General features: G+C 74.7%; 20 protein-coding genes. 16 read left to right on the plus strand and 4 right to left on the minus strand.

Translation table 11 applies throughout. The annotated features are described in order from the left end of the window. The first annotated feature begins 977 nt into the window (after nt 1-977). Nucleotides 978-1,865 carry a tetratricopeptide repeat protein gene (locus tag ACIF6L_RS24360; RefSeq protein ID WP_352296141.1) on the plus strand — a complete coding sequence of 296 codons (888 nt, stop codon included), beginning with the start codon at nt 978-980 and terminating at the stop codon, nt 1,863-1,865. Between the two features lie 108 nt (nt 1,866-1,973). On the opposite strand, the gene ACIF6L_RS24365 is transcribed toward ACIF6L_RS24360, so the two are convergent. Continuing rightward, entirely contained in the window at nt 1,974-3,344 is a 1,371-nt protein-coding gene (locus ACIF6L_RS24365; RefSeq protein ID WP_329490156.1) for a DUF1015 domain-containing protein, read from the minus strand. A 172-nt stretch (nt 3,345-3,516) separates the two neighbouring features. Here ACIF6L_RS24365 and ACIF6L_RS24370 point away from each other — a divergent pair, with 172 nt between their 5' ends. Together ACIF6L_RS24370 and ACIF6L_RS24375 are read left to right on the plus strand one after the other, a co-directional pair. Then, nucleotides 3,517-4,194 (plus strand): tetratricopeptide repeat protein, encoded by a 678-nt coding sequence (locus ACIF6L_RS24370; RefSeq protein WP_396491133.1) that lies wholly within the window; start codon nt 3,517-3,519, stop codon nt 4,192-4,194. Between the two features lie 16 nt (nt 4,195-4,210). Beyond that, nucleotides 4,211-5,254, plus strand: coding sequence for an HAD-IIA family hydrolase (locus ACIF6L_RS24375; protein WP_359808231.1), 1,044 nt, complete (start codon nt 4,211-4,213; stop codon nt 5,252-5,254). A 78-nt stretch (nt 5,255-5,332) separates the two neighbouring features. Here the strand turns inward: ACIF6L_RS24375 and ACIF6L_RS24380 are convergent, their stop codons facing one another. Continuing rightward, nucleotides 5,333-5,680 carry an alkyl sulfatase C-terminal domain-containing protein gene (locus ACIF6L_RS24380; protein WP_352296101.1) on the minus strand — a complete coding sequence of 116 codons (348 nt, stop codon included), beginning with the start codon at nt 5,678-5,680 and terminating at the stop codon, nt 5,333-5,335. A gap of 157 nt (nt 5,681-5,837) precedes the next feature. Between ACIF6L_RS24380 and ACIF6L_RS24385 the strand changes: the two genes are divergently transcribed. From ACIF6L_RS24385 to ACIF6L_RS24400, 4 genes are all read left to right on the plus strand, one after another. Further along, nucleotides 5,838-6,800 carry a histone H1-like repetitive region-containing protein gene (locus ACIF6L_RS24385; protein ID WP_396491134.1) on the plus strand — a complete coding sequence of 321 codons (963 nt, stop codon included), beginning with the start codon at nt 5,838-5,840 and terminating at the stop codon, nt 6,798-6,800. Continuing rightward, nucleotides 6,793-7,110 (plus strand): hypothetical protein, encoded by a 318-nt coding sequence (locus ACIF6L_RS24390; RefSeq protein WP_396491135.1) that lies wholly within the window; start codon nt 6,793-6,795, stop codon nt 7,108-7,110. The genes ACIF6L_RS24385 and ACIF6L_RS24390 overlap by 8 nt, the downstream gene beginning before the upstream one ends. A 27-nt stretch (nt 7,111-7,137) precedes the next feature. Beyond that, nucleotides 7,138-7,944 carry a TlyA family RNA methyltransferase gene (locus ACIF6L_RS24395; protein ID WP_396491198.1) on the plus strand — a complete coding sequence of 269 codons (807 nt, stop codon included), beginning with the start codon at nt 7,138-7,140 and terminating at the stop codon, nt 7,942-7,944. A gap of 226 nt (nt 7,945-8,170) precedes the next feature. After that, entirely contained in the window at nt 8,171-9,073 is a 903-nt protein-coding gene (locus ACIF6L_RS24400) for an NAD kinase (protein WP_352296109.1), read from the plus strand. A 62-nt stretch (nt 9,074-9,135) separates the two neighbouring features. Here ACIF6L_RS24400 and ACIF6L_RS24405 read toward each other — a convergent pair whose 3' ends face one another. Then, a complete protein-coding gene (locus tag ACIF6L_RS24405; protein ID WP_396491136.1) occupies nt 9,136-10,647 on the minus strand; it encodes a PLP-dependent aminotransferase family protein in 1,512 nt (503 codons plus the stop codon). 137 nt (nt 10,648-10,784) lie between these two features. Between ACIF6L_RS24405 and ACIF6L_RS24410 the strand changes: the two genes are divergently transcribed. From ACIF6L_RS24410 to ACIF6L_RS24420, 3 genes are all read left to right on the plus strand, one after another. Continuing rightward, the gene (locus ACIF6L_RS24410) at nt 10,785-11,480 is read left to right on the plus strand and encodes a YitT family protein (protein ID WP_396491137.1); all 696 of its coding nucleotides are present in this window, start codon (nt 10,785-10,787) and stop codon (nt 11,478-11,480) included. A gap of 76 nt (nt 11,481-11,556) precedes the next feature. Then, entirely contained in the window at nt 11,557-13,290 is a 1,734-nt protein-coding gene (gene recN / locus ACIF6L_RS24415; protein WP_352296144.1) for a DNA repair protein RecN, read from the plus strand. Between the two features lie 185 nt (nt 13,291-13,475). Then, complete coding sequence (locus tag ACIF6L_RS24420; protein WP_359808221.1) at nt 13,476-14,645, plus strand: glycosyltransferase family 4 protein; 1,170 nt, start codon at nt 13,476-13,478, stop codon at nt 14,643-14,645. A gap of 78 nt (nt 14,646-14,723) precedes the next feature. Here the strand turns inward: ACIF6L_RS24420 and ACIF6L_RS24425 are convergent, their stop codons facing one another. After that, nucleotides 14,724-16,718 (minus strand): glycoside hydrolase family 15 protein, encoded by a 1,995-nt coding sequence (locus tag ACIF6L_RS24425; RefSeq protein WP_359808220.1) that lies wholly within the window; start codon nt 16,716-16,718, stop codon nt 14,724-14,726. 725 nt (nt 16,719-17,443) lie between these two features. On the opposite strand from ACIF6L_RS24425, the gene ACIF6L_RS24430 reads away from it, so the two are divergent. From ACIF6L_RS24430 to ACIF6L_RS24455, 6 genes are all read left to right on the plus strand, one after another. After that, complete coding sequence (locus ACIF6L_RS24430; RefSeq protein WP_329490166.1) at nt 17,444-19,120, plus strand: CTP synthase; 1,677 nt, start codon at nt 17,444-17,446, stop codon at nt 19,118-19,120. 168 nt (nt 19,121-19,288) lie between these two features. After that, the gene (locus ACIF6L_RS24435; protein WP_396491138.1) at nt 19,289-19,927 is read left to right on the plus strand and encodes an NUDIX domain-containing protein; all 639 of its coding nucleotides are present in this window, start codon (nt 19,289-19,291) and stop codon (nt 19,925-19,927) included. Nucleotides 19,928-20,283: 356 nt separating this feature from the next. Then, nucleotides 20,284-22,695 (plus strand): tetratricopeptide repeat protein, encoded by a 2,412-nt coding sequence (locus ACIF6L_RS24440; RefSeq protein ID WP_396491139.1) that lies wholly within the window; start codon nt 20,284-20,286, stop codon nt 22,693-22,695. 261 nt (nt 22,696-22,956) lie between these two features. Then, entirely contained in the window at nt 22,957-24,072 is a 1,116-nt protein-coding gene (ald, locus tag ACIF6L_RS24445; protein ID WP_329490170.1) for an alanine dehydrogenase, read from the plus strand. A gap of 626 nt (nt 24,073-24,698) precedes the next feature. Then, complete coding sequence (locus tag ACIF6L_RS24450; protein ID WP_380392235.1) at nt 24,699-25,766, plus strand: ParA family protein; 1,068 nt, start codon at nt 24,699-24,701, stop codon at nt 25,764-25,766. Then, entirely contained in the window at nt 25,763-26,446 is a 684-nt protein-coding gene (locus tag ACIF6L_RS24455; protein ID WP_352296123.1) for a hypothetical protein, read from the plus strand. Before ACIF6L_RS24450 ends, ACIF6L_RS24455 begins: the two co-directional genes overlap by 4 nt. The last annotated feature ends 10 nt before the right edge of the window (nt 26,447-26,456 follow it).

Here is a 26,456-nt window from a genome sequence, read left to right on the forward strand (position 1 = left end):
GTGACGACCGCCCCTCCGGCGGCGGTTTCCGCCGTGACGACCGCCCCTCGGGTGGTGGCTTCAACCGCGACCGTGACGACCGTGGCGGTTTCCGCCGCGACGACCGTCCGTCCGGCGGTGGCTTCAACCGTGACCGTGACGACCGTCCGCGTCGTGACGACCGCCCCTCCGGCGGCGGTTTCCGCCGTGACGACCGTCCCTCGGGTGGCGGTTTCAACCGCGACCGTGACGACCGTCCGTCCGGCGGTGGCTTCCGCCGTGACGACCGCCCCTCGGGTGGTGGTTTCCGCCGCGATGACCGTCCGTCCGGTGGTGGTTTCAACCGTGACCGCGATGACCGTCCGCGTCGTGACGACCGTCCGTCCGGTGGTGGCTTCCGTCGTGACGACCGTCCCTCGGGTGGCGGTTTCAACCGTGACCGTGACGACCGGCCTTCCGGTGGCGGTTTCCGTCGTGACGACCGCCCGAGCGGCTTCAACCGCGACCGTGACGACCGTCCGCGTCGTGACGACCGCCCCTCGGGTGGTGGCTTCCGCCGTGACGACCGTCCCTCGGGTGGCGGTTTCAACCGCGACCGTGACGACCGTCCGTCCGGCGGTGGCTTCCGTCGTGACGACCGCCCGAGCGGCTTCAACCGCGACCGTGACGACCGTCCGCGCCGTGACGACCGCCCCTCCGGCGGTGGCTTCAACCGTGACCGTGACGACCGTGGCGGTTTCCGTCGCGATGACCGTCCGTCCGGTGGCGGCGGTTTCCGTCGTGACGACCGCCCGAGCGGCTTCAACCGTGACCGTGACGACCGTCCGCGCCGCGACGACCGTCCGTCCGGTGGTGGCTTCCGCCGCGACGATCGCCCCTCCGGCGGCGGTGGCTACCGCCGTGACGACCGTCCCTCCGGCGGCTACAACCGCGACCGCGACGACCGCGGCGGCCGGGACTACGACGACCGCCGGGGCAACTTCGAGCCCGTCAAGCGGCTGCCGATCCCGGAGGACGTCACCGGCTTCGAGCTGGACGCGGATGTCCGCCAGGAGCTCAAGAGCCTGCCCAAGACGCTCGCCGACGATGTCGCCCGCAACCTGGTGATGGTCGCCCGCCTGCTCGACACCGAGCCGGAGGAGGCCTACCAGTACTCGCGCGTCGCGCTGCGGCTCGCGTCCCGCGTGCCCGCCGTCCGTGAGGCGGCCGGCTTCGCGTCGTACATGACCCAGCGCTACTCCGAGGCGCTGACCGAGTTCCGCGCCGCCCGTCGGATGACCGGTCGGGCGGACCTGTGGCCGGTGATGGCGGACTGCGAGCGCGGTCTGGGCCGCCCGGAGCGGGCGCTGGCGATGGCCGGCGAGGCCGAGGTCAAGCAGCTGGACAAGGCCGGTCAGGTCGAGATGCGCCTGGTCGCGGCGGGTGCCCGCGGCGACATGGAGCAGTTCGAGGCGGCGGTGGTCACCCTGCAGAGCCCGGAGCTGGCCTCCAGCGCCGTGCACCCGTGGACCGCGCGCCTGCGGTACGCGTACGCCGAGGCCCTGATCGCGGCCGGCCGGGGCGACGAGGCCCGCGACTGGTTCGCCAAGGCCGCCGAGGCCGACACCGACGGTGCCACCAACGCGTCCGAGCGGCTGGCCGAGATCGACGGCCTGGAGTTCGTCGACGCGCTCGACCCCGAGATCGAGGACGAGGTCGCGCGGGACGAGGCCGAGGACGAGGCTCCGGCCCCGGCTCCGGCGAAGTCGCGCGGCGGCGTGCCGGACGAGCGGGAGATCTTCGAGGACGAGGAAGACGTCGAGGAGTTCTACGACGAGGACGACCTGGAGATCGACGAGGACTTCGACGGCGTGGTGCCGGAGCGGTCCACCGACGCCAAGGGCTGACGCGCGGCCAGTAGGTGAGTGAGGCCCTGCCTCACCCCGGGAAACTCCGGGGTGCGGCAGGGCCTCACTGCTGTCCGGGCGCGACCGGACGGCCCGGCCGCAGGACGCTCAGCCCAGTTCGAGACTGCGTAGGACCAGCCCGGTGGCCGGCTTCGGGCCGAAGGACGTGGACTTGCGGGGCATGGTGACGCCCTGCTCGGCGAGCCGGCGGACCACGCTCTCGCGCACCGGGTGGAGCAGCACCGCCGTGCCGCCGGTTCGAGCGGCCTCGCGCTCGGCGGACACGGCGGTGTGCAGGTAGCCGATGTCGTCCGGGCCGTCGGGGACCCGCCAGGTGTGGTCGAGCAGGGCGGCGTGCAGCACGGTCGCGTCCAGGTGGCGCCACTCCTCCGGCCGGTCGTGGGGCACGCTGGCGTCGAGCAGGGCCTCCTCGGGCTCGCCGATCAGCCAGTAGACGCCGTCGCCGCCGGTCAGCACGAACCCGTTGCCGCCCTGCCGCTTCTGCTCGGCGAGGGCCTGGAGGGCGGTGGCGAGCGGGCCGGGTACCTCCTTGATCCGCCACTGGTCGCCCAGCTTCTCCAGGGCCGCGGCGATCGGCAGCCGGTACAGCACCCGATGGATCGCGCGGACCCGCAGCGGGTAGCGGGCGGTGTCGACCAGCAGCACCAGGCCCCGGTCCCAGGGGCTGCGCGGCAGGTGGCGGTGCTCCCGCTGGAGCCGCAGGTACATCTCCCAGCGGTGGTGGCCGTCGGCGATCAGCGCCCGGCAGGTGGCCAGGTCGCGGCTGATCTCGGCGATCCCGGCGGGGTCGGTCACGGCCCACAGCCTGTGGTGGGTGCCGTCGGTGGTGGTCGTGGTGAGCAGCGGGTCGTCCTCGACGGCCCGTTCGATCACCCCGGCGGCGCCCCCGTTGCCCCGGTAGGTGAGCAGCAGCGGTTCGAGATTGGCGCGGGTGGTGCGCATCAGACCGACCCGGTCCGCCACCGGCCGGGGCATCACGTCCTCGTGGGGGAGGACGACGCCGGCCTCGCTGCCGCTGACGGCGAGGGCGCCGATCAGGCCGCGTTGGAGCAGCTCCGGGGAGTCGCCGGTGGCGGGGACCCGCTGCTCGTAGACGTACAGCGCCGGCTCCGGGTCGGCGGCCAGGACCCCCTCGCGCTGCCAGGCGCGCAGCAGCCGGGCGGCGTGCCGGTAGCGGGTGTCGCGGTCGGGCCGGTCGCCGGCGTCCTCGGGTTCGGGGCGCGGCAGGATCAGCCGGACCACGTTGTGCGGGTCGGCGGTCTCCAGATCGAGCCGGCGGCCGGGGTCGACGACGTCGTACGGCGGTGAGGTGACCGCGGCCAGGGCGCCGACCCGGTCGGGGACGTAGCGGAGGCCGCGGAAGGGGGAGAGGGACAGACCTGCGGTGGCGACGTGGCCGGGGTTACCGGGGCCGCCCTGCGGAGACTCCGCTCCGCTTTCTGCACTGGGTGTGCTCATTCTGGGCATCGTAATCGGGTACGCGTTGTTCAGAGATCGGAACACCCGTGCCGGTCCGGAGCGGGCGGGTGTCGTGACCGAGGGCGAGGTACGGCGTGAGAGAGCGCAGTGGGCGGTCGACGCAGCGTTGTGCGTCCCGCGAGGCGGTCGGCGCGGGCGGCGAGGTGGGCGCATGAGTGGTGGGCAGGAGCGGTTGGACGGCGGCGGCGGGGCGGACGGCTCCGCGGACGGTGTGATGAACGGGTCGGCGGGCGCCGGGAGTTCGGGCGAGGGCTTCGACGGCCCCGGGGGCGGGGCGGAGCAGGGCCGGGCCGGGGAGCCCGCGGGGGACGTCTACGAGTGGTTCCGCCGGGGCGGGAAGCTGCTGGCCCAGGGGCATCCGGCGGCGGCCGAGCAGTTGCTGGCGCGGGCGGCCGCGGCGGAGCCGCACTCGCGCAGCATCCGGGAGATGCTGGCGCGGGCGCAGTTCGACGCCGGTTCGTACGCGGCGGCGCTGGAGAACTTCCGGGCGGTGGCCCTGGCCGATCCGTCCGACGACTACGCTCAGTTCGGGTGGGGCGTCTCGGCGGCCCGGCTGGGCGACTTCGAGACGTCCGCCGAGCACCTGGCCCTGGCCGTCGCGATGCGGCCGGACACCGACCACTACCGGTCCGCGCTGCGGCAGACCCGGGCGACCCTGGCGGCCCGCGCCGGGGCGTTCGGCCCGCTGCTCCCGGGGGCGCCGGGGTACACCGGACCCCGGCCGTCACCCGGCGGGCTGCCGGCGGCCGCCGACCGGGGCGCGGGGGACGACGAAGTCCCCGGCGGCCGGGCCCGGGACGAGACGGATGACGGGAAATCGACGCAGTGAATGAGGTAGCGAAGGCATGACCGAGACGGCCACCACCGAGCGACGGACCGCCCCCGGCGGCAGTGAGCGCCCGCTCACCGAGGCGTACGACACGGCACTGCTGGATCTCGACGGCGTGGTCTACGCCGGGCCCGACGCGATCGACCACGCGGCGGACTCGCTGGCGTCGGCGCGTTCGGCCGGGATGCGGTTGGCGTACGTGACCAACAATGCCTCCCGCCCGCCGCGGGTGGTGGCCGCGCACCTGACCGAGCTGGGGGTGCCGGCCGAGCCGGACGACGTGATCAACTCGGCGCAGGCGGCCGCCCGGGTCGTCGCCGAGAAGGTGCCGGCCGGGTCGAAGGTCCTGGTGGTCGGCGGCCTGGGCCTGGAGGAGGCGCTGGCCGAGCGCGGCCTGGTGGCCGTCCGCACGCTGGCCGAGGAGCCGCTCGCGGTGGTGCAGGGCTTCGACGCCTCGGTGGGCTGGACGCACCTGGCGGAGGCCTCCTACGCGGTGCGGAGCGGGCTGCCGTGGGTGGCCTCCAACACCGATCTGACGGTGCCGACCGCGCGCGGGATCGCGCCGGGCAACGGCGCGCTGGTGGCGGCCGTGCGCGCGGCGACGGGTGTGGAGCCCGAGGTGGCGGGCAAGCCGCTGCCGCCGATGCACCGGGAGACCGTCCTGCGGACCGGTGCCGAGCGGCCGCTGGTGGTCGGGGACCGGCTGGACACCGACATCGAGGGCGCGTTCAACGGCGGCGTCGACAGCCTGCTGGTGTTCACCGGGGTCACCACGGCGGCGCAACTGCTCTCGGCGCCGGTGGAGCACCGGCCGACGTACCTCGCGGAGGACCTGCGGGGGCTGCTGGTGGCGCACCCGCCGGTCGCCGTGCAGCCGGGCGGCGGGTTCGGCTGTGGCGGCTGGGTCGTGGTGGCGCAGGACGGGGTGCTGAAGCTGGAGAGCACCGGTTCGGACCGCTGGGACGGCCTGCGGGCGCTCTGCGCGGCGGCCTGGACGGCACTGGACGCGGACGGCGGTCCGTCGGACGGGCGCAAGGCGCTGGCCGAGCTGGGGTTCTGAGCCCCGGGGCCGGCCGGGCGGTCCGGGCGGCCGGCCCCACGAACGGCTGCCGGGGCGCGGGCCGGTCGAGCCGCCCGGTCAGAGCAGTGTGCGCAGCCGCAGCAGGTCGCGGAAGCCGGCCTCCAGCCGGACCCGGCCACTGGCCCAGGCCGCCGCGAAGTTGAGCGTGCCGCCGACCAGGGCGACCAGGTCGTCGCTGCTCATGGTGAGCCGGATCTCGGCCTTCGTGGCGGGCGGGCCGGGTGCCTCGGTGACGTCCTCGATCCGGCCGTCGCGCAGCCGGCCGGTGAAGGTCAGGTCGAGGTCGGTGATCCGGCAGGTGAGGGAGCGGTCGAGGTCGGCCGCCTTGCGGACGTTGCCGGTGGACTTCGCCAGGTTCCGGCTGAGCTGCTCCAGTGCCGTCCGGCACTCCTCGGCGTTGGCCATGGCGGCTGGTCCACTCCCTGTGCGACGGCGGCGGTCACTGCGGGGCCACGGTACCGCAGGCGGGTTTTGGCGGTAGCGTCGTCGGTGGGGTGCCCGGAACCGGTCCGGGTACCGACGGCGACGGAGCGATGCGCGCAGGCGCTAAGGAGGCACCCGGATGCTGCCGAAGACGGTGCGGGGAGCGGTGGAGGTCGCCGCCGGGCTGGTGGAGGAGGTCGGCAAGCGGGTCGTCGGGACGGCGGCCGGGCTGCTGGAGATGAGCGGGGTCGACGTCGCCGAGGTGGAGCGGCGGTTGGGCGGGCCGTTCCCGCCGTCCGCGAAGTCGCTGCAGACCCTGGCCGAGGAGGCGGTGACCGCCGGCCGGGCCGGGGTGGACCTGGCGGTCGGCGTGGCGCGCAGCGAGGTGGAGAAGGCCTTCGAGAAAGTCGGCGACCAGGTGACCAAGGTCGGCGTGGTGCTCGCCTACCTGGAGAGCAAGCTGCGCGAGGTCGAGGAGGAGGCCGTTCCGGCCGCGTCGCCGCAGGAGGAGGAGCCCGGCACGGCGGCGCCGGCGCCCCGCGCCGACGCCCTGTTCGGGCACGGCTGGGAGCTGGACGACGAGCCGGCGGCACCCGCGGCGCGGGTGGGCGGCGAGCCGATAATGGCCGAGCGGGTCGAGGTCGACGAGCCGGTGGAGACCGATCCGCCGGTGCCGCCGGCGGTGGCGACGAAGCCGGCGGCCGAGAAGCCCGCCGAGCGGAAGCCCGCGGCGAAGAAGCCGGTGGCGAAGAAGGCCGCCGCGCAGAAGCCCGCCGCGCAGGTACCTGCCGCGCAGAAGCCCGCAGCGCAGAAGCCCGCAGCCCAGGCGCCCGCCGTGAAGAAGGCTGCCGCGAAGAAGGCTGGCACCAAGAAGCCCGCCGAGCAGCAGCCCGCCGAGCGGCAGCCCGCCGCCAAGCAGGCCGCGGCGAAGAAGGCTCCCGCGAAGCGGACCGCCGTCAAGAAGACCGCCGCCGCGACCACCGAGCGGGTCGCCGCGAAGAAGGCGGCGCAGGCCGCCGGCCAGGAGCCGCCCGCCAAGAAGCGGACCGCGACCAGGAAGACCACCGTCCGCAAGAGCAGCACCAGGAAGCCCGATGCCTGATCCCGGCCCGGGCACCGCCCCCGCGCCCGTCATCCGCCCGGCGGACCCGGCCCGGGACCTCGCCGCGGACTCAGCCGCGGGCGCCGTCCCGGACGCCTTCCTCGGCATCGATGAGCCGCTGCCGCTGGGCGTCGAGCAGACTCCCACCGGCCACCCGGCCGTCGACGCCGCGCTGGCCCGGCTGGAGGCGTTGGACGGGGTGCCGACCGAGGCACACGTCGCGGTGTACGAAGATGTTCACCAGCGGCTGACCGACACGCTGGCCGCGCTCGACCAGGATCGACCCGCTGGGTCCGACCGTTCGCGATGACCCGTAGGAGCTGAAACACCAGTGGCAGTGGCACGACGCCGTCTCGACGCGGAGCTGGTCCGCCGCAAGCTGGCCCGGTCGCGCGAGCACGCGTCCGAGCTGATCGCGGCCGGCCGGGTGACCGTCGGCGGCACCACCGCGACCAAGCCGGCCACCCAGGTGGAGACCGCGGCGGCGGTCGTGGTGGCGAACGACGAGAACGACCCCGACTACGTCTCGCGCGGCGGGCACAAGCTCGCCGGGGCGTTCGCGGCCTTCGTCCCGCAGGGCCTGGTGGTCGAGGGCCGCCGGGCGCTGGACGCGGGCGCCTCCACCGGCGGCTTCACCGACGTGCTGCTGCGCGCCGGGGCGGCCGGCGTGCTGGCGGTGGACGTCGGCTACGGACAGCTCGCGTGGTCGCTGCAGAGCGACGAGCGGGTGACGGTGATGGACCGCACCAACGTGCGCGAGCTGACCCGGGAGCTGATCGGCGGTTCGCCGGTCGACCTGGTGGTCGGCGACCTCTCGTTCATCTCGCTCGGCCTGGTGCTGCCCGCGCTGGCCGGCTGCGCCGCCGAGGACGCGGACCTGGTGCTGATGGTCAAGCCGCAGTTCGAGATCGGCAAGGAGCGGCTGGGCAGCGGCGGCGTGGTGCGCAGCCCGCAGCTGCGCGCCGAGATGATCCGGCAGGTGGCCGGGAAGGCGTTGGAGCAGGGGCTGGGCGTGCGGGCGGTCACCGCGAGCCCGCTGCCGGGGCCGTCGGGGAACGTCGAGTACTTCCTCTGGCTGCGCCGGGACGCCCCGCCGTTGGACCCGGCGGAGGCGGACCGGGCCGTCGCCGAAGGCCCCCGGTAGGGTGCTCTGCGGACGTCCGGTCCGTCATGCTGAGTGACGCGGCCGCACCGGGCCGAGGGCGACCCGGCCGACGTAGGGAGAGGGCAGCGGGCATGAGCGAGCGAACCGTGGGGGTAATCCCGGCCGAGATCCGGGGGAGAGCTGTCGAGGGGTACGCGTCGCCCGCGGCTACCGTGGGGAGACGGGGGCACCTCGGAGCTGTCGGGACGGGCGGAGAGGGGCGCGCATGAGTGAGGGACGTACGGTCTTCCTGATCGCGCACACCGGCCGGGAGGCCGCGCTGCGCAGCGTCGAGGGCCTGGTGCACGGCCTGCTGAAGGCGGGCATCCGGATCAGGCTGCTCGCGGCCGAGGCGGTCGACCTGGACCTGCCCGACGGCATCGAGCGGGTGGCCGGCGGGCCCGGCGCGGCGGACGGCTGCGAGCTGATCCTGGTCGCCGGCGGGGACGGGACGCTGCTGCGCGGGGCCGAGCTGGCCCGTGAGCACGGGCTGCCGATGCTCGGCATCAACCTGGGCCGGGTGGGCTTCCTCGCGGAGGCCGAGCGGGACGATCTCGCGGTCGTGGTGGAGCGGGTCGTCGACGCCGAATACGAGGTCGAGGAAAGGATGACGCTCGACGTGATCGTCCGGACCAACGGCGATGTGGTCCACCAGGACTGGGCGTTGAACGAGGCCTCGATCGAGAAGGCGTCCCGGGAGCGGATGCTGGAGGTGGTGACCGAGGTGGACGGCCGTCCGGTCTCCAACTTCGGCTGCGACGGGGTGGTCTGTGCGACGCCGACCGGTTCGACGGCGTACGCGTTCTCCGGCGGCGGCCCGGTGGTCTGGCCCGAGGTGGAGGCCCTGCTGATGGTGCCGATCAGCGCGCACGCGCTGTTCGCCCGGCCGCTGGTGGCCTCGCCGGACTCGGTGCTGGCGGTCGAGGTGCAGCCGAAGACCCCGCACGGCGTGCTCTGGTGCGACGGGCGGCGCTCGGTGGAGCTGCCGGCCGGGGCCCGGGTGGAGGTCCGCCGGGGGCAGACGCCGGTGCGGCTGGCGCGACTGCACCGCGCGCCGTTCACCGACCGGCTGGTGGCGAAGTTCGCGCTGCCGGTGACGGGTTGGCGCGGCCGGGCCGAAACGCACTGACGGAGGGGCCCGGGCCGCCGGTTTCGATCACCGGCGGCCCGGGCCTTCGCCGTGGGCGGCCCTCAGACCGCCAGCGGCTGGCTGTCGTCGCCCGCGCTCCAGCGGCCGCCGACGGCGGCCCGGGCGGCGACCTCCGCGAGGCGTTCGACGGCGGCGGGCACGGCCGCGGCGGGGAGGGTGAGCGGGATCCGGATGTGGTGCTCGAAGGCCCCGTCCGAGCCGAAGCGGTTGCCCGCCGCGATCCGTACGCCGCCCTGCTCCCCGGCCTGGGCCAGTGCCGCGCCGGACAGGCCCCCGGTGGAGACCCAGAGCGCGAGCCCGCCGGGCGGAGCGGCGTAGTGCCAGGCGGGCAGCCGCTCGCGCAGCGCGCGGGCGAAGGCCTCGGCGGTGGAGCGCAGCCGGTCCAGCTGGTGGGCGCGGACGGCCGCCAGCGGCTCGCCGAGCAGCTCGGCGGCGATCAGCTGGTCCAGCACCGGGGCGCCGACGTCGCTGTAGACCCGGGCGGTGGCCAGCCGGCGCACCAGCGCGGGGGCCGCCCGGACCCAGCCGATCCGCAGGCCGCCCCAGAGCAGTTTGCCCGCCGAGCCGACGGTGACCACCTGGGCGGACCGGTCCAGTGCGGCCATCGGGCGGGGGAGCACGGCGTCCGGCGCGAGGCCCCAGCCGAGCTCGGCGGTGGTCTCGTCGGCCAGCACGATCGTGCCGGCGGCCCGCGCGGCGGCCAGCAGTTCGCGGCGCTGCTCCTCGGGGACGAGGGCGCCGGTGGGGTTGTGGAAGTCCGGGATCACGTAGGCGGCCCTGGGCGTGGCGCCGCGCAGCACCCGGCGCCACTCGGCGAGGTCCCAGGAGGGCTGCCGGGACGGCCCGCCGGGCCAGCCGTAGGGGACGGGCACCAGGCGCGCCTCGCCCAGGCGCAGGGCCTGCAGCGTGTGCGCGTAGCTGGGCGCCTCGACGGCGACCCGGTCGCCGCGGGAGATCAGCGCCTGCCGCACCAGGTGCAGCCCGCCCATCGCGCCGATCGTGATCAGGATCTGGTCGGGGGTGGTCGGCAGGCCGCGCTCGGTGTAGCGCCGGGCCACCGCCTCGCGCAGCACCGGGACGCCGGTGGGGTAGTTGCCGTGCCCGGCGGCGTACGCGGGGAGCTGTTCGACGGCCCGGGCGGCCGCCGCGCCGAGGAAGGGCTGCGGGGCGGGCAGCGCGGCGACCCCGAGGTCCAGCGTGCGGCCCTGCTCGTCCGGCGGCACCGGGTGCAGCGCGTCGCCGGGCGGCGGGGCGCCCTCGGGCAGGGCGGTCCAGCTGCCGGATCCGCGCCGGCTGTGCAGGTACCCCTCGGCGCGCAGCGCCTCGTATGCGGTGGCCACGGTGGTGCGGCTGAGCCGCAGCGCCAGGGCCAGCTCGCGCTCGGCGGGGAGCCGGGCCCCGACCGGCAGCCGGCCCTCGGTGACCAGCAGCCGGACCTGCCCGGCCAGCGTCCGGTAGGCGGGGCGGCGGGCGGCGGCCGGCTCGGGCAGCCGGGCCGCGTCGAGCAGCCGGGCCAGTGCGGCGGCGGTGACGGTGCTGTGCCAGTCGGCCATGGCTGATCAGTCCACTTGCTCGGAATTGGCCCTGGAAGGGGTCGCTTTGGCCTGCCCATCATGGCAGGGCGGCCATCGAGTCCGCCACCGTCGCGGGCCGGGCCCGTACGGTGCAGCACCACCTGCGGGAGAGCCCGATGGCCACCACGACCACGCGACCGACCACCCCCGCGCCCGCCGTCACGGCGCGGCGCCCCTCCCTCGCCGTCCGCCTGCTCGGCGACACCCACGCACTGGGCCGCCGCCTCCCGCAGCTGCTGGTCGGGCTCTCCCTCTACGGGGCGAGCATGGGGCTGATGCTGCGCTCCGGGCTCGGCCTCGACCCGTGGGACGTCTTCCACCAGGGCCTGCAGCGCACCGCCGGCCTCTCGGTGGGCGCCTGGGTGACCATCTGCGGCGCGCTGGTGCTGCTGCTCTGGATCCCGCTGCGCCAGCGCCCCGGGCTCGGGACCGTGGCCAATGTGCTGATGATCGGCGCGGCGATGGACCTCACCCTCCGGGTGACCGGCACGCCCGGACCGCTGCCGGCCCGGATCGCGCTGATGGTCGGCGCGATCGTGCTGAACGGCCTGGCCACCGGCCTCTACATCGGCGCGCGCTTCGGCCCGGGCCCGCGCGACGGCCTGATGACCGGCCTGCACCGGCGCACCGGCCGGTCGCTGCGGCTGATCCGGACCGGAATCGAACTCACCGTGCTGGCCGCCGGAGTCCTGCTCGGTGGTACCGCGGGCGTCGGCACCGTCGCATACGCGCTGGCCATCGGCCCGCTCGCGCAGATCTTCCTGCCCTGGTGCACCGTGTCCGGCCCCGCCGAAACGCCCCGGAAGGGATGAACTTGAGGGGCGTGGAGTTGCCGCTCGTCGCGCGCCGGGGCCGGAACCTCGTAAGGTCGTCACCGTGTTGGACGAGATGCGGATACGGGATCTAGGGGTCATCGACGATGCGGTGGTCGAACTGGCCCCCGGCTTCACCGCCGTGACCGGTGAGACCGGTGCCGGCAAGACCATGGTGGTGACCAGCCTCGGCCTGTTGCTCGGTGGCCGGGCCGACCCCGCTCTGGTGCGCAACGGCGCCGGACGAGCGGTCGTCGAGGGCCGCCTCGAACTGCCCGAGGGCTCCCCGGCGGCGGTCCGCGCGGTGGAGGCCGGCGCCGAACTCGACGACGGCGCGCTGCTGATCAGCCGGACCGTCTCGGCCGAGGGCCGCTCCCGGGCGTACGTCGGCGGCCGGGCCGTGCCGGTCGGGCTGCTGGCCGAGCTCGGCGAGGACCTGATCGCCGTGCACGGCCAGACCGACCAGCAGCGGCTGCTCCGGCCGGCGCGCCAGCGCGGCGCCCTGGACCGGTACGCGGGCGAGGCGGTGGCCGAGCCGCTGGCCCGCTACCGCGAGGTCTACCGCCGGCTGCGGGAGGTCTCGGCCACCCTGGAGGAGCTGACCACCCGGGCCCGCGAGCGCGCCCAGGAGGCCGACCTGCTGCGCTTCGGCCTGGACGAGGTGGCCGCCGCCGAGCCCGTCGCCGACGAGGACGTCGAACTGGGCGCCGAGGCCGAGCGGCTCGGCCACGCCGACGCGCTCTCCTCCGCCGCCACCCTGGCCCACGCCGCGCTGGCCGGCGACCCCGCCGACCCGGAGGCGCTGGACGCCGGCACCCTGCTGGCCCAGGCCCGCCGCGCCCTGGACGCCGTCCGCCACCACGACGAGCGCCTCGCCGGCCTCGCCGACCGGCTGAACGAGGTCGGCTACCTGCTGGCCGACGTCGCCGGTGACCTGGCCGGCTACGCCGACGACCTGGACGCCGACCCGGTCCGGCTGGCCGCCGTCGAGGACCGCCGGGCCGTCCTGGCCCAGCTGCTGCGCAAGTACGGCGGCCCGGAGAACTCCCTCGCCGAGGTGCTCGCCTGGGCCGACAACGGCTCCGCCCGGCTCGCCGAGCTCGACGGCGACGACGAGCGGATCGACGAACTCGGCGCCCAGGAGACCGCGCTGCGCGCCGAGTTGGCCGAGCTCGCGGGCGAGGTCTCGACCGCCCGGCAGGCCGCCGCCGGCCGCTTCGCCGAGGCCGTCTCCGCCGAGCTCGCCGAACTCGCGATGCCGCACGCCCGGGTGACCTTCGCGATCGCCCAGGTCGACGACCTCTCCGGCATCGAGGTCGACGGCCGCACCGTCGCCTACGGCCCGCACGGCGTGGACGAGGTCGAGGTCCTGCTCGCCCCGCACCCCGGGGCGCAGCCCCGCCCGATCGCCAAGGGCGCCTCCGGCGGTGAGCTGTCCCGGGTGATGCTCGCCGTCGAGGTGGTCTTCGCCGGCGCCGATCCCGTCCCCACGTACCTGTTCGACGAGGTGGACGCCGGCGTCGGCGGCAAGGCCGCGGTCGAGATCGGCCGCCGGCTGGCCAAGTTGGCCGAGTCGGCCCAGGTCGTGGTGGTCACCCACCTGCCGCAGGTCGCCGCCTTCGCCGACCGCCACCTGGTGGTGGTGAAGACCAACGACGGCACCGTGACCCGCAGCGGCGTCAAGGTGCTCAACGACGAGGAGCGGGTGCGCGAGCTCTCCCGGATGCTCGCCGGCCTGGAGGACTCGGAGTTGGGCCGCGCCCACGCCGAGGAACTGCTGGCCGCTGCCCGGGCTCCGCGCCACCGTTAGCCTCCGCCGCCCGCCCGGCGGCCCTCCGGCGGACCGCGACGCGCCCCCCGTGGCGCCGACTGTCCAAGAGGGCCGCCGACCTGGCATGGTGGCGGCTGGACACTGGCTTTCCAGTCCCGAGCGCCGTCGGCGGGCAATCCTCGCGACGCGGCGCGCGAACCTGATCGAGTCGGATGCGAGACGACGTGGACCATTCCGCCGCCCGGGCCACCGCGGCCGCCCCAGAACCGGGTCAGCTGCACGTGGTGCTCGTCCTGGCCGCCAGTACCGGCGGCATCGGTGCGCACGTGCGCTCCCTGGCACAGGGCCTGGTCGCGCACGGAGTGACCGTCACGGTCTGCGCGCCCGCCGGTACGGACGCGTTGTTCGGCTTCTCCCGCACCGGAGCCAGGTTCCACCTGGTCGACATCACCCCCACGGCGGGCGCCCGCAGCGACGCCACCGCGATCGGCGAGCTGCGCCGTGCCTTCACCGGCGCCGACGTGGTGCACGCCCACGGCCTGCGCGCCGGGCTGCTGTCGGACCTGGCGCTGCGCACCGCCGGCCGCTTCCCGGGACTGCGCCCGGAGACCCCGCTGGTGGTCACCTCGCACCACGCGCTGCTGGCCACCGGCATGGAGCGGCGGCTCCAGCGGCTGATGGAGCGCCGGGTGGCCCGGGCCGCCGACCTGGTGCTCGGCGCCTCCTCCGACCTGGTGGCCCGGGCCCGCGAGCTGGGCGCCACCGACGCCCGGCTCGGCCCGGTGGCCGCCCCGCCGGTGCCCGAGGGCCGGCTGGAGCGGGCCGAGGCCCGGGCGGCGCTGCTCGGCGACGGCCCGGACCGTCCGCTGCTGCTGGCGGTCGGCGGACTCGTCCCGCAGAAGGCCTTCGGGGTGCTGCTGGACGCCACCCGCGAGCTGGCCGGGCTCGATCCACGGCCGCTGCTGCTGATCGCCGGCGACGGCCCCGAGGCCGCCGGGCTGCGTGAGCGGGCGGCCGCGGAGAAGGCCGAGGTCCGGCTGCTCGGCTACCGCACCGACGTGCCGGACCTGCTGGCGGCGGCCGACGTGCTGGTGGTCTCCAGCCGCTGGGAGGCCCGTTCGCTGGCGGTCCAGGAGGCGATGCGGGCCGGCGTCCCGGTGGTGGCCACCGCCGTCGGCGGCATCCCCGAGCTGGTCGGCGACGCCGCCGTGCTGGTCCCGCCCGGCGACGCGGCGGCGCTCGGCCGGGCGGTGCGCGAGCTGCTGGCCGACCCGGAGCGCCGCCGGCGCCTGGTGGCCGCCGGCCGGCAGCAGGCCGAGACCTGGCCGGACGAGGCCGCCACGGTGGCCCAGGTGCTCAGCACCTACGACGAGCTGGTGCAGCGCACCCCGTAGCCGGGCCGAGCGGCCGGTCCGAACCGCGACGGGCGGGACCGGGCCTGCCCGGGCCGTGGCCGCCCGGGCAGGCACCGCTCAGACCGTGGCCTGCTCGGCCCGGTCGACGGCCGGGGCGTCCGGCTGGGCGGAGAGGTAGGCCCCGCCGCAGGCGGTCAGCCGCAGCGCGGTGTCGATCAGCGGGACGTGGCTGAAGGCCTGCGGGAAGTTGCCGACCTGGCGCTTCTCCCGCGGGTCCCACTCCTCGGCGAGCAGGCCGAGGTCGTTGCGCAGCGACAGCAGCTTGTCGAACAGCTCGCGGGCCTCCTGCACCCGGCCGATCATGGCGAGGTCGTCGGCCAGCCAGAACGAGCAGGCCAGGAACGCGCCCTCGTGGCCGGAGAGGCCGTCCACGTTGTTGCCGCTCTCGTCGTGCGTCGGGTAGCGCAGCACGAAGCCGTCCTCGGTGGAGAGCTCGCGCTGGATCGCCTCGATGGTGCCGATCACCCGCTTGTCGTCCGGCGGGAGGAAGCCGACCTGCGGGATCAGCAGCAGCGAGGCGTCCAGCTCCTTGCCGCCGTAGTACTGGGTGAAGGTGTTGCGCTCCGGGTCGTAGCCCTTCTCGCAGACGTCGCGGTGGATGGTCGCCCGCAGCGTGCGCCAGCGCTCCAGGTGGCCGTCGGAGGGGGCGTCCTCGGGGTTCTGCTCCAGCAGCTTGATGGTCCGGTCGACCGCCACCCACGCCATCACCTTGGAGTGGACGAAGTGCCGGCGCGGGCCGCGGACCTCCCAGATGCCCTCGTCCGGCTCGGTCCAGTGGTCCTCCAGGTAGTCGATGAGCCGCAGCTGGAGGTGGTGGGCGTGGTCGTTGCGGACCAGCCCGGTCATGTGGGCCAGGTGCAGGGCCTCGACGACCTCGCCGTAGACGTCCAGCTGCAGCTGGCCGGCGGCGCCGTTGCCGACCCGGACGGGCTGGGAGCCCTCGTAGCCGGGCAGCCAGTCCAGCGAGGACTCGGTGAGCTCGCGCTCGCCGGCGATGCCGTACATGATCTGCAGGTTCTCCGGGTCCCCGGCGACGGCGCGCAGCAGCCACTCGCGCCAGGCCCGGGCCTCGTCGCGGTAGCCGGTGCGCAGCAGCGAGGAGAGGGTGATGGCGGCGTCGCGGAGCCAGGTGTAGCGGTAGTCCCAGTTCCGCTCGCCGCCGATGTCCTCGGGCAGGGAGGTGGTGGGGGCGGCGACGATGCCGCCGGTGGGGGCGTAGGTGAGGCCCTTGAGGGTGATCAGGGAGCGGATCACCGCCTCGCGGTAGGGGCCCTGGTAGGTGCACTGGCCGGCCCACTCGTGCCAGAAGTCCGCGGTGGCGTCGAGCATCTCCTCGGCGTCCGGGGCCTTGGGCGCGTCCAGGTGCGAGGCCTGCCAGGTGAGCGCGAAGGCGATCCGCTCGCCGGCCTGGACGGTGAAGTCCGCGTAGGTGGTGAGGTTGCGCCCGTAGGTGTCGGCCTCGCCGTCCAGCCAGACCGAGTCGGGGCCGGCCACGGCCACCGTCCGGTGGCCGCCGTCGGCCTGCTCGACGCGGTGCACCCAGGGCACGACGCGCCCGTAGCTGAACCGCATCCGCACCGCCGAGCGCATCCGGACGGTGCCGGACAGGCCCTCGACGATCCGGATCATCTGCGGGACGGAGTCCCGGCCGGCCAGTGGGCGCGGGGGCATGAAGTCGATCACCCGGACGCTGCCGCCCCGGGAGTCCCACTCCTGTTCCAGGATCAGTGAGTCGCCCCGGTAGCGGCGCCGGTCGGCGGGGACGGCCGGCGCGGCCGCGGTGGGCGGGGGGACCCGCAGGTCGCCGGTGTCGGTGTACCGGACGTGTGGGGTGTCGGGGGCCGGCGCGGGGGTGGCCGGCAGCTCGGCGGCCATCACCTCGGCCGGGCCGATCCGCCAGAAGCCGTGTTCATCGGTGCCCAGCAGGCCGGCGAACACCGCCGGCGAGTCGAAGCGGGGCAGGCACAGCCAGTCGACCGCTCCGTCCCTGCTGACCAGGGCAGCGGTCTGCATGTCCCCGATGAGTGCGTAGTCCTCGATACGGCCGGCCACGTGGATCTCCAGTTCGCAATGTGGTCACGACGCATCGGCGATCCGGGGAGAGCCAGCGGGTCTGCGGGGCCGGGGGTCACCCCGGGACGTCCGGCCTGCCGGGGGTGGTGGCAGGCCTTGCTGGAGTGTCCGCGCGGGGCTCGGTCGAGCCCCAGGGTGGGTGGGGGGGTGCTGGATAACGGGGAGGTCCGGTCGCGCATCGGGGACCGAGAGGTGTCCTTGCCCTCCCACGCCCTCCGCTTGCTCGTGCTGTCGGCGATGCGTCCGTGCAGCTTACGACGGACGAAAGGGGCGAAGCACGCGGGCGCAGCCCTGCGTGGCGCCACAATTCGGCGGAAATGCCGTGCATCGTGGGGGAGCCGTCAAGGATGGCTCGGAAGGATCACCTCCGGATGGTCCGTCGGGAGGGGGCTCCATGACCCGCCCGAGCGCCGCGGAGTGGCCCGCTCGGGCCGGTGGTGCGACCGGTGTGACGCGTGCGCCGGGTGGTGCGCCGGTGGTGCGCCGACGGAGTGGTTCCCGAGCGCCGCGAGCGGGCCGGAACGCGTCCGGGCCGGGGCACTGATACCCTGGTATCCCGTGGACCGGTGGGATCAAACGCCCCGGACCAGCCGAACCGACGACTCATCGAGTGCCGTGCACCACACCGCACTCCCGTCGCGCCAGGCGAGCCGAGAGCTTCCCGCCCACGTCACCTTCGACACGCGACCCACGGGAGCCCCCTCTTGGCACAGCCCCATTCCGGCAAGGCATCGAACGGCCGCGCCGTGACGACCAAGCACCTCTTCGTCACCGGGGGTGTCGCCTCTTCGCTCGGCAAGGGCCTCACCGCCTCCAGCCTGGGCGCCCTGCTCAAGGCCCGCGGACTCCGCGTGACGATGCAGAAGCTCGACCCGTACCTCAACGTGGACCCGGGCACCATGAACCCGTTCCAGCACGGCGAGGTCTTCGTCACCGACGACGGTGCCGAGACCGACCTCGATGTCGGCCACTACGAGCGGTTCCTCGACACCAACCTGCACGGCTCGGCGAACGTCACCACCGGCCAGGTGTACTCGACGGTCATCGCCAAGGAGCGCCGCGGCGAGTACCTGGGCGACACCGTCCAGGTGATTCCGCACATCACCAACGAGATCAAGGCCCGGATCCGCCGGATGGCGACCGAGGACGTCGACGTGGTGATCACCGAGGTCGGCGGCACGGTCGGTGACATCGAGTCGCTGCCCTTCCTGGAGGCCGTCCGCCAGGTCCGTCACGAGGTCGGCCGGGACAATGTGTTCTTCGTGCACGTCTCCCTGCTGCCGTACATCGGCCCCTCGGGCGAGCTGAAGACCAAGCCCACCCAGCACTCGGTGGCCGCGCTGCGCAACATCGGCATCCAGCCGGACGCCATCGTGCTGCGCGCCGACCGCGAGGTCCCGCAGGCCATCAAGCGCAAGATCTCGCTGATGTGCGACGTGGACGAGGAGGCCGTGGTCGCGGCCATCGACGCCAAGTCGATCTACGACATCCCCAAGGTCCTGCACGGCGAGGGCCTGGACGCGTACGTGGTACGCCGGCTGGACCTCCCGTTCCGCGACGTGGACTGGACCACCTGGGACGACCTGCTGCGCCGCGTCCACGAGCCGCAGCACATCGTCAAGGTCGCGCTGGTCGGCAAGTACATCGACCTGCCGGACGCCTACCTGTCGGTGACCGAGGCGCTGCGCGCCGGCGGCTTCGCCAACAACGCCCGCGTCGAGATCAAGTGGGTCACCTCCGACGACTGCGAGACGCCCGAGGGCGCCCAGGCGCAGCTCGGCGACGTGGACGCGATCTGCGTCCCCGGTGGCTTCGGCGACCGGGGTGTGGACGGCAAGGTCGCCGCGATCACCTACGCCCGGGAGAACAGGATCCCGCTGCTGGGCCTCTGCCTGGGCCTGCAGTGCGTGGTCATCGAGGCCGCCCGCAACCTGGCCGGCCTGCCCGAGGCCAACTCCACCGAGTTCGACGCGGCCGCCAAGTACCCGGTCATCTCCACCATGGCCGAGCAGCTGGCGATCGTCGACGGCAAGGGCGACCTGGGCGGCACGATGCGGCTGGGCCTCTACCCGGCCAAGCTCGCCGAGGGCTCCATCGTCCGTGAGGTCTACGGCGGCGAGCAGTACGTCGAGGAACGCCACCGCCACCGCTACGAGGTCAACAACGCGTACCGCGCCGACCTGGAGAAGACCGGCCTGCAGTTCTCCGGCCTCTCCCCGAAGGGCGACCTCGTCGAGTACGTCGAGTACCCGCGCGAGGTGCACCCCTACCTGGTGGCCACCCAGGCCCACCCGGAGCTGAAGTCCCGCCCGACCCGCCCGCACCCGCTGTTCGCGGGTCTGGTCAAGGCGGCCATCGAGATCAAGACGGCCGCCCAGTAGTCGGTACCCGGTAGTCGGTACCCACTGCTCGGCGCCCGGTGGTCGGCGCCGAGCAGTGGGCGCCGGCCGGGAGTAGTCGTCGACACGTCACCGGACGGCGGCCCCGCGATTCCCGCGGGGCCGCCGTCCGGCGTTAGATTGTGTCGTACTGACGAAAAGGGGAGAGCGATGGACGACCAGAGCATCTTTGACGTGGCCGAGGAGTGGGAGACCCGGGGGACCGCGACGCCCTTCCAGGGCAAGGTCACCGGCGTGCGCTCCGAGGAGGTCCGGATGCCCGACGGCGGCTGGGCCCGCCGCGACTACCAGACCCACCCCGGCTCGGTCTCCGTCCTGGCGCTGGACGACCAGGAGCGGGTGCTGGTCCTGCGCCAGTACCGCCACCCCGTCCGCCAGCGGCTCTGGGAGCTGCCGGCCGGCCTCCTCGACGTCCCCGGCGAGAACCCGCTGCACGCCGCTCAGCGCGAGCTGTACGAGGAGGCCCACTGCAAGGCCGACACCTGGCGGGTGCTGGTCGACTTCTACACCTCGCCCGGCGGCACGGACGAGGCGCTGCGGCTCTTCCTCGCCACCGACCTCACCGCCGCCGAGGGCGAGCGCTACGAGGCGCACGGCGAGGAACTGGAGATCGAGACCGCCCGGGTGCCGGTCGCCGAGCTGATCCGGCTGATCCACGCCGGGGAGCTGCACAACCCCACCCTGATCACCGGCACGCTCGCCGTGCATGCCGCGCTCACCGGGCCCGGCGGCCTGGACGCGCTGCGCCCCGCCGACTCGCCGTGGCCGGCGCGGCCCTTCTCGGCGTGACACCTCCGGCGTGACCTCGGCGCGGTGCTGCTTCGTGGGGGTGACGACTCCGCGGTGCTGCCTCGCGCCGTGACGCTTCTGCGGTGCTGCTTCGTGGGGGTGACGACTCCGCGGTGCTGCTTCGCGCGGTGACGCTTCTGCGGTGCTGCTTCGTGGGGCGCTGCTTCCTGGGGTGACCTTCCCAGCGGGCCGGTGGACGGCGCGTCACCCCGCGGTTGACCCGCAGGGGTGACTTACCGGTTCGTACGACCGGATGTCACCTCGGCGGAGCCGGACGGTCGAACTACGCTTCGCAGACAGGGCGCCCGTCCCGGGCCGCCTCCGCTGAGCGCTGGGTGACGTCGGGAGTGGCACGGGTGGCGAGGAAGACGGCGACCATGGACGCGGGGCCCGGCGTATCCGTCGAGGACGTTCCCGGGCTCGACCGGCTGCCCGCCGGTCCCGCGCTGCTCGTCGGCCGGCGTGCCGAGCTCGCCGCCCTGCGGGCCGCCGCCGCACGCCCGGCCGAGGGCCGCAGCCGGGTCCTGGTGCTGGCCGGCCGGCCCGGATCCGGGCGGACCACCCTGGCCGTCCGGTTCGCCCGCACGGTCGCGGCCGACTACCCCGACGGTGTGCTGTTCGCCCGGCTCTCCACCCCGGACGGCGGCCGGGTGCCGCCCGCCAGGGCCGCCCGCCGGCTGCTGGAGCAGCTCGGCGCGGACGTCGCGGGCGTCCCGCTGCCCGGCGCCGTCGAGGACAGCCGGGACGAACCGGCCTGCGTCGCGCTGCGCGAGGCGCTGGCCGGGCGGAAGGCCCTGCTGCTGCTGGACGACGTGCGGGACGCCGGACAGCTCTGGCCGCTGCTCGCGGACGAGCCCGGCTGCCTCGTCCTGGCCACCACCGCCGGGCCGCTCACCGGCATCGAGGACATCGACCCGGTCATCCTCGGCGGGCTCGACCGGCAGGCCTCGGGGGAGCTGCTCGGGGACCTGGTCGGCGGGACGAGGATCAGCTGCGACCCGGTCGGCGGGGCCGACCTGGCCGAGGCCTGCGCGGCCCGGCCGGCGGCACTGCGGCTGATGGCGGGGTGGCTGCGGGGCAATCCGAAGCTGGCGGTGACGGATGCCGCGAAGGAGCTGGCGCGGGCGGTGCGGGAGGCCGACGCCAAGCCGGCGGGGGGCGCGAAGGCGGCCGGTGGGGTGCATGCGGCCGGGGAGACGGCTTCCGGGGGGAAGGAGACCGCCCGGGGCGGTCCCGGCGCGTCCGGTGGGCCGGGGCGTACGAAGGGCGGCGCCCTGCACGCGGGGGCCGGTGCGGGGGTCGGTGCGGGGCCCAAGGCCGGGACCGGGGCGGACGGGCGGGCTCCGGGCGGCGCCGGGGCCGGGGCCGGTCCGGCGGACGGGAAGGGTGTCAGGCGTCCAGCCGGGCCCGCGCGGGGCGGAGCGAAGCGCGGCGAGCGGCGCGGCGGGACGCAGCCCGCGGAGCACGTTTCCGCGCCGGCTCCGGAGCAGGTCCCGGCCCCGGAGCGGCCCGGCCGGCCGGGCGGCGCCGGAAAACCGGGGACCGCCGGTGCCGCTGCGGGCGGTGCAGTCGGTACGGCCGGGACGGCCGGTACGGTGGGCTCGAAGGCCGAGCAGGTGGAGTCGGCCGCTGCCGCCGTCCCGGTGACGGACCCCGCGGCCTGGGTGAAGCCCGGGCCCGAACCTGCCGAGCCCGTTCCGGTGCCGGACAACGATCCGCTGATCGGCGCGTTCACCCTGCTCTACAGCACGCTGTCGGCCGCCCAGGCGCGGATGCTGCGGGCGCTCACGCTCGCACCGGGACAGACGGCCGACCTGCGGACCGCCTCGGCCCTGGTCGGCTGCCCGGCGCCGGAGGCCGCCACCATGCTGGCCGCGCTCGCCGAGCGGGAGCTGCTCGGTGCGGAGCCCCCCGCCGCCGACGGGACCCCGCGCTACCGGGTGCCCGGCCGGCTCTACCCCCGGCTGGTCCGGCTGCGGGAGAGCGAGGACCGGCCCGCCGAGGTCGAACTGGCCCGGGCCCGGCTGCTGGAGCGGCTGGTCCGGCTCACCGAATCCGCCCGCGCGCTGCTCGACCCGGCCGGCGGCCCCGGCCCCGACCCGCTGCCCGGCCCGCTCCGGCTGCGCTCCGCCGCCGACGCCCGGCAGTGGCTGCTCGGCGAGCGCGACGTCCTGCTCGGCGCGGTCGCCGACGCGATCGGCCAGGGCGATCTGGACGGCTCGGCCGGCCGGCTGGTCACCGCCCTGCTCCGGGCGCTGCCGCTGACCGGCGCGGCCGCTCCCGCCGACCTCTACCAGCTGCACGAGCAGGTGCTGACCGTGGCCGAACGCCACGGCAAACCGCGCCGGGCCGCCGCCGCGCTGCTCAATCTGGGGGACCTCCAGGCCGCGGCCGGCCGCTGGGAGCAGGCCTGCGCACACTACCGGGCGGCCCTGGAGCACGCCCGGTCGGCCGACGACGAGGCGCTCTGCGCCCGGGCCCTGGAGGGCGCGGCGGGCTGCTACCGGGCGCTCGGCGAGGCGGTTCGCGCCGCCGACTGGTACGGGCGGGCGCTCGCCCTGCGGCAGGCGATGGGCGACCACGCCGCCGAGGCCCGGCTGCTCGCCCGGGTGGCCGAGGCGCACACCGCGCAGCGCCGGTTCGAGGAGGCCGAGCGGGAGTACCGGGCCTCCCTGTCGGTGCTGCGGAGGCTGGGCGACGAGCGCGGGCAGCAGGTGGTCGGCGACGCCCTCGCGGAGCTGCGGGAACGCCTCGAAGCCGGGTGGTAGGGGCGGGTTCCGGAGTATTGTCGGAGATGCCTGGTTGGCATTGCTTTGGCGGGAAGATCGCTGGGGAAGCCTACGAACCTGCCAATGTGTCCGGCAGATTTGTTCGCTTTGGAAGGCTGACACGCCGCCTGGGCTTCATTACACTCGAACTCAGTCGCGCAGCGATCCATGCCCCGGTGTCGTCCGGAGGCTTCCCCACGTGCGCGTCGCCCGCCGGTCTTCTCCGGTAGGGACCCCCATGGCAAGAGGACGTGTTTAGCCGTGAAGGTCGGCATCCCCCGCGAGGTCAAGAACCACGAGTACCGCGTGGCCATCACGCCCGCCGGCGTGCATGAGCTCGTCCGCAACGGACACGAGGTCTACATCGAGGACAACGCCGGTCTCGGCTCCTCGATCCCCAACGAGGAGTACGTGGCCGCCGGCGCCACCATCCTCCCCACCGCCGACGAGGTGTGGGCCACCGCCGACCTGCTGCTGAAGGTCAAGGAGCCCATCGCCCAGGAGTACCACCGTCTGCGCAAGGGCCAGACCGTCTTCACGTACCTGCACCTGGCGGCCGACCGCGCCGGCACCGACGCGCTGGTCGCGTCCGGCACCACCGCGATCGCGTACGAGACCGTGCAGCTCGCCAACGGCGCCCTGCCGCTGCTCGCGCCGATGTCCGAGGTCGCGGGCCGGCTGGCTCCGCAGGTCGGCTCGTACCACCTGATGCGCCCGGCCGGCGGCCGCGGCGTGCTGCCCGGTGGCGTGCCCGGCACCCACCCGGCCAAGGCCGTCGTCATCGGCGGTGGCGTCTCCGGCTGGCACGCGGCCACCATCGCCATCGGCATGGGTTACGAGGTGACCCTGCTCGACCGCGACATCAACAAGCTGCGCGAGGCCGACAAGGTCTTCGGCACCAAGATCAAGGCCATCGCCTCCAACGCCTTCGAGCTGGAGAAGGCCGTCCTGGAGGCCGACCTGGTGATCGGCGCCGTGCTGATCCCGGGCGCCAAGGCCCCGAAGCTCGTCACCAACGAGCTGGTCTCCCGCATGAAGCCGGGCTCCGTGCTCGTCGACATCGCCATCGACCAGGGCGGCTGCTTCGAGGACTCGCACGCCACCACGCACGCCGAGCCGACCTTCCAGGTCCACAACTCGGTCTTCTACTGCGTGGCCAACATGCCGGGCGCCGTCCCGAACACCTCCACCTACGCGCTGACCAACGCCACGCTGCCCTACATCGTGGAGCTGGCCAACCGCGGCTGGAAGGACGCGCTGCGCCGTGACCCGGCGCTGGCCAAGGGCCTGAACGTGCACGAGGGCCAGATCACCTTCGGCGCCGTCGCCGAGGCCTTCGGCCTGGAGTCCGTCTCCCTGGAGAGCGTGCTCGCCTGATCTCGGGTTCCCCCCGGTCCGGGACGGTCCGCGCCACGCCGGCGCGGACCGCTCCGACCTGGGCCGTTCCCGGTGGGACGGCCCGTAGGCCCCCGACCCTTCCTCCTCGTCCGCCAGCGGGCCGGAGGTCCTCGGATCGGGGGCTTCGCCATGCCCGCGAACGGCGCCGACGCGGGCGGGTGGGCGGCGTCGCCGGGGGCGGGTGAACGGTGCCGACGCGGACGCGTGAACGGGGGTGGTCGGGGTGGGTGAGCGGCGCCGATCCGGACGCGTGAACGGGGGTGATGTGGGCGGGTCGCTCTGTCGTCAATTTCTGTGGGTCGTGTCACCCGACCGCAGAAACGTTAGGGTCAAGGGCCCGCGCATCCCTTGACAGAGGGTTGCCCGATAGTCGACACATCCTGCCCACTACCGTGGATTGTGTTGCTGCGAACGCCTTGAACGGCCTAGAGTCGCAAACCGTCGGCATGCTGCCACGCTGACGAATCGACATAGAGTCCTGGATGCCCAAGGAGGTAAGACGACTTGTGAATGAGTCGACATTTGCTCCCGGGGGTGGTCAGCCAGGACTGGCGGAGCACACCGCCGTCCAGCCGAGTGAGGAGTCCGGGGCCCGGCAGGCCACCGTGGGCTCGGCCGAGGTCGGCTCGGTCGCACTCCGCACTTTCGAAGCACGACAGAACACAGCACAGGTGACCACGGTGACCGACTACGACGTCGACCTGCCGGCCCACGGCCTGGCCTACGGCGAGTTCGCCTACGGCGCCTACGACGACCCGGACGCCGAGTACGAGCCGGACCCGGAGTACGCCGCCACGCTGGCCCCCGACGCCGCGCGCCAGCGGCGCGAGCGGGTCGGCCCGACCGGCCGTCCGCTGCCGTACTTCCCGATCCCCGCGCCGGTGGCCGAGCACGGCCCCGCGCAGATCATCGCGATGTGCAACCAGAAGGGCGGCGTCGGCAAGACCACGTCGACCATCAACCTGGGCGCGGCGCTGGCCGAGTACGGCCGCCGGGTGCTGCTCGTGGACTTCGACCCGCAGGGCGCGCTCTCGGTCGGTCTCGGCGTCAACCCGATGGAACTCGACGTCACCGTCTACAACCTGCTGATGGAGCGCGGCCTGACGGCCGATGAGGTGCTGCTGAAGACCGCGGTGCCCGGCATGGACCTGCTGCCCTCCAACATCGACCTCTCCGCCGCCGAGGTGCAGCTGGTCAGTGAGGTGGCCCGGGAGTCCGCGCTGGCGCGCGCCCTGAAGCCGCTGCTGCCCGACTACGACTTCGTCATCATCGACTGCCAGCCCTCGCTGGGCCTGCTGACGGTCAATGCCCTGACGGCCGCTCACAGCGTCATCGTTCCGCTGGAGTGCGAATTCTTCGCGCTGCGCGGTGTCGCGCTGCTGACCGAGACGATCGAGAAGGTCTGCGAGCGGCTCAACCCCGAGCTGCGCCTGGACGGCATCCTGGCCACCATGTACGACTCGCGCACCGTGCACAGCCGTGAGGTGCTGGCCCGGGTCGTCGAGGCGTTCGGCGAGCACGTCTTCCACACCGTCATCGGGCGGACCGTGCGCTTCCCGGAGACCACCGTCGCCGGTGAGCCGATCACGACGTACGCGACCAACTCGGTCGGTGCCGCCGCCTACCGCCAGCTCGCCAGGGAGGTGCTCGACCGGTGCCGCCCCGCCGAGTGAGTCTCCCGGGTGCCGACGAGCTGTTCCGGACCACCGGCGGGATGGCGCTGTCGCCGTCCCTCGCGCCGCGTCCGGCCGCCGAGGCGCCCAGACCGGAGACCGCGCGGGCCGTCAACGGTGCCGGCCCGGACGGCGCCGAGGGCGCCGACGACGGCACCGGCGGTGCCGCGGGTCGTGCGACCGGAGGCGCCGCGAACGGCGGCGAGGCCGGTCGGCCGCGCGAGCACCACTCGGCGGGCGGCGCCTCGGTGCCGGCCCCCGCCCAGCCGGGCGGGGCCCAGGGCATCGGGCAGTCCGGCGCGGCGGGCAGTACGGCCGGGGGCGCGGCGGGTGCCGCGCAGGCCGGTAAGACGGCTCAGGGCGGCCGTGGCGCCGCTCCGGCGCCGCGCCAGCACGCGGGTGCCACCGAGGACCAGGCGGGCGCCACAGGGCGCCCCAGGCCGCGTGGACGGGCACCGCGCCGCCCCACCGGGCGGGAGCGGCACGACGAGAAGATCACCGTGTACGTGTCCGCCGAGGAACTGATGGACCTCGAACACACCCGGCTGGTGCTCCGCGGTGAGCACGGGCTGGCGGTGGACCGCGGCCGGATCGTCCGGGAGGCGATCGCGGTCGTGCTGGCCGATCTGGAGCAGCGCGGCGAGGCGAGCATCCTGGTGCGGCGGCTGCGCGGGCGCTGAGGCCTGCGGG

It is taken from the genome of Kitasatospora sp. NPDC086009 (genome assembly GCF_044540385.1).
In the GTDB taxonomy this organism is placed as follows: Bacteria; Actinomycetota; Actinomycetes; order Streptomycetales; family Streptomycetaceae; genus Kitasatospora.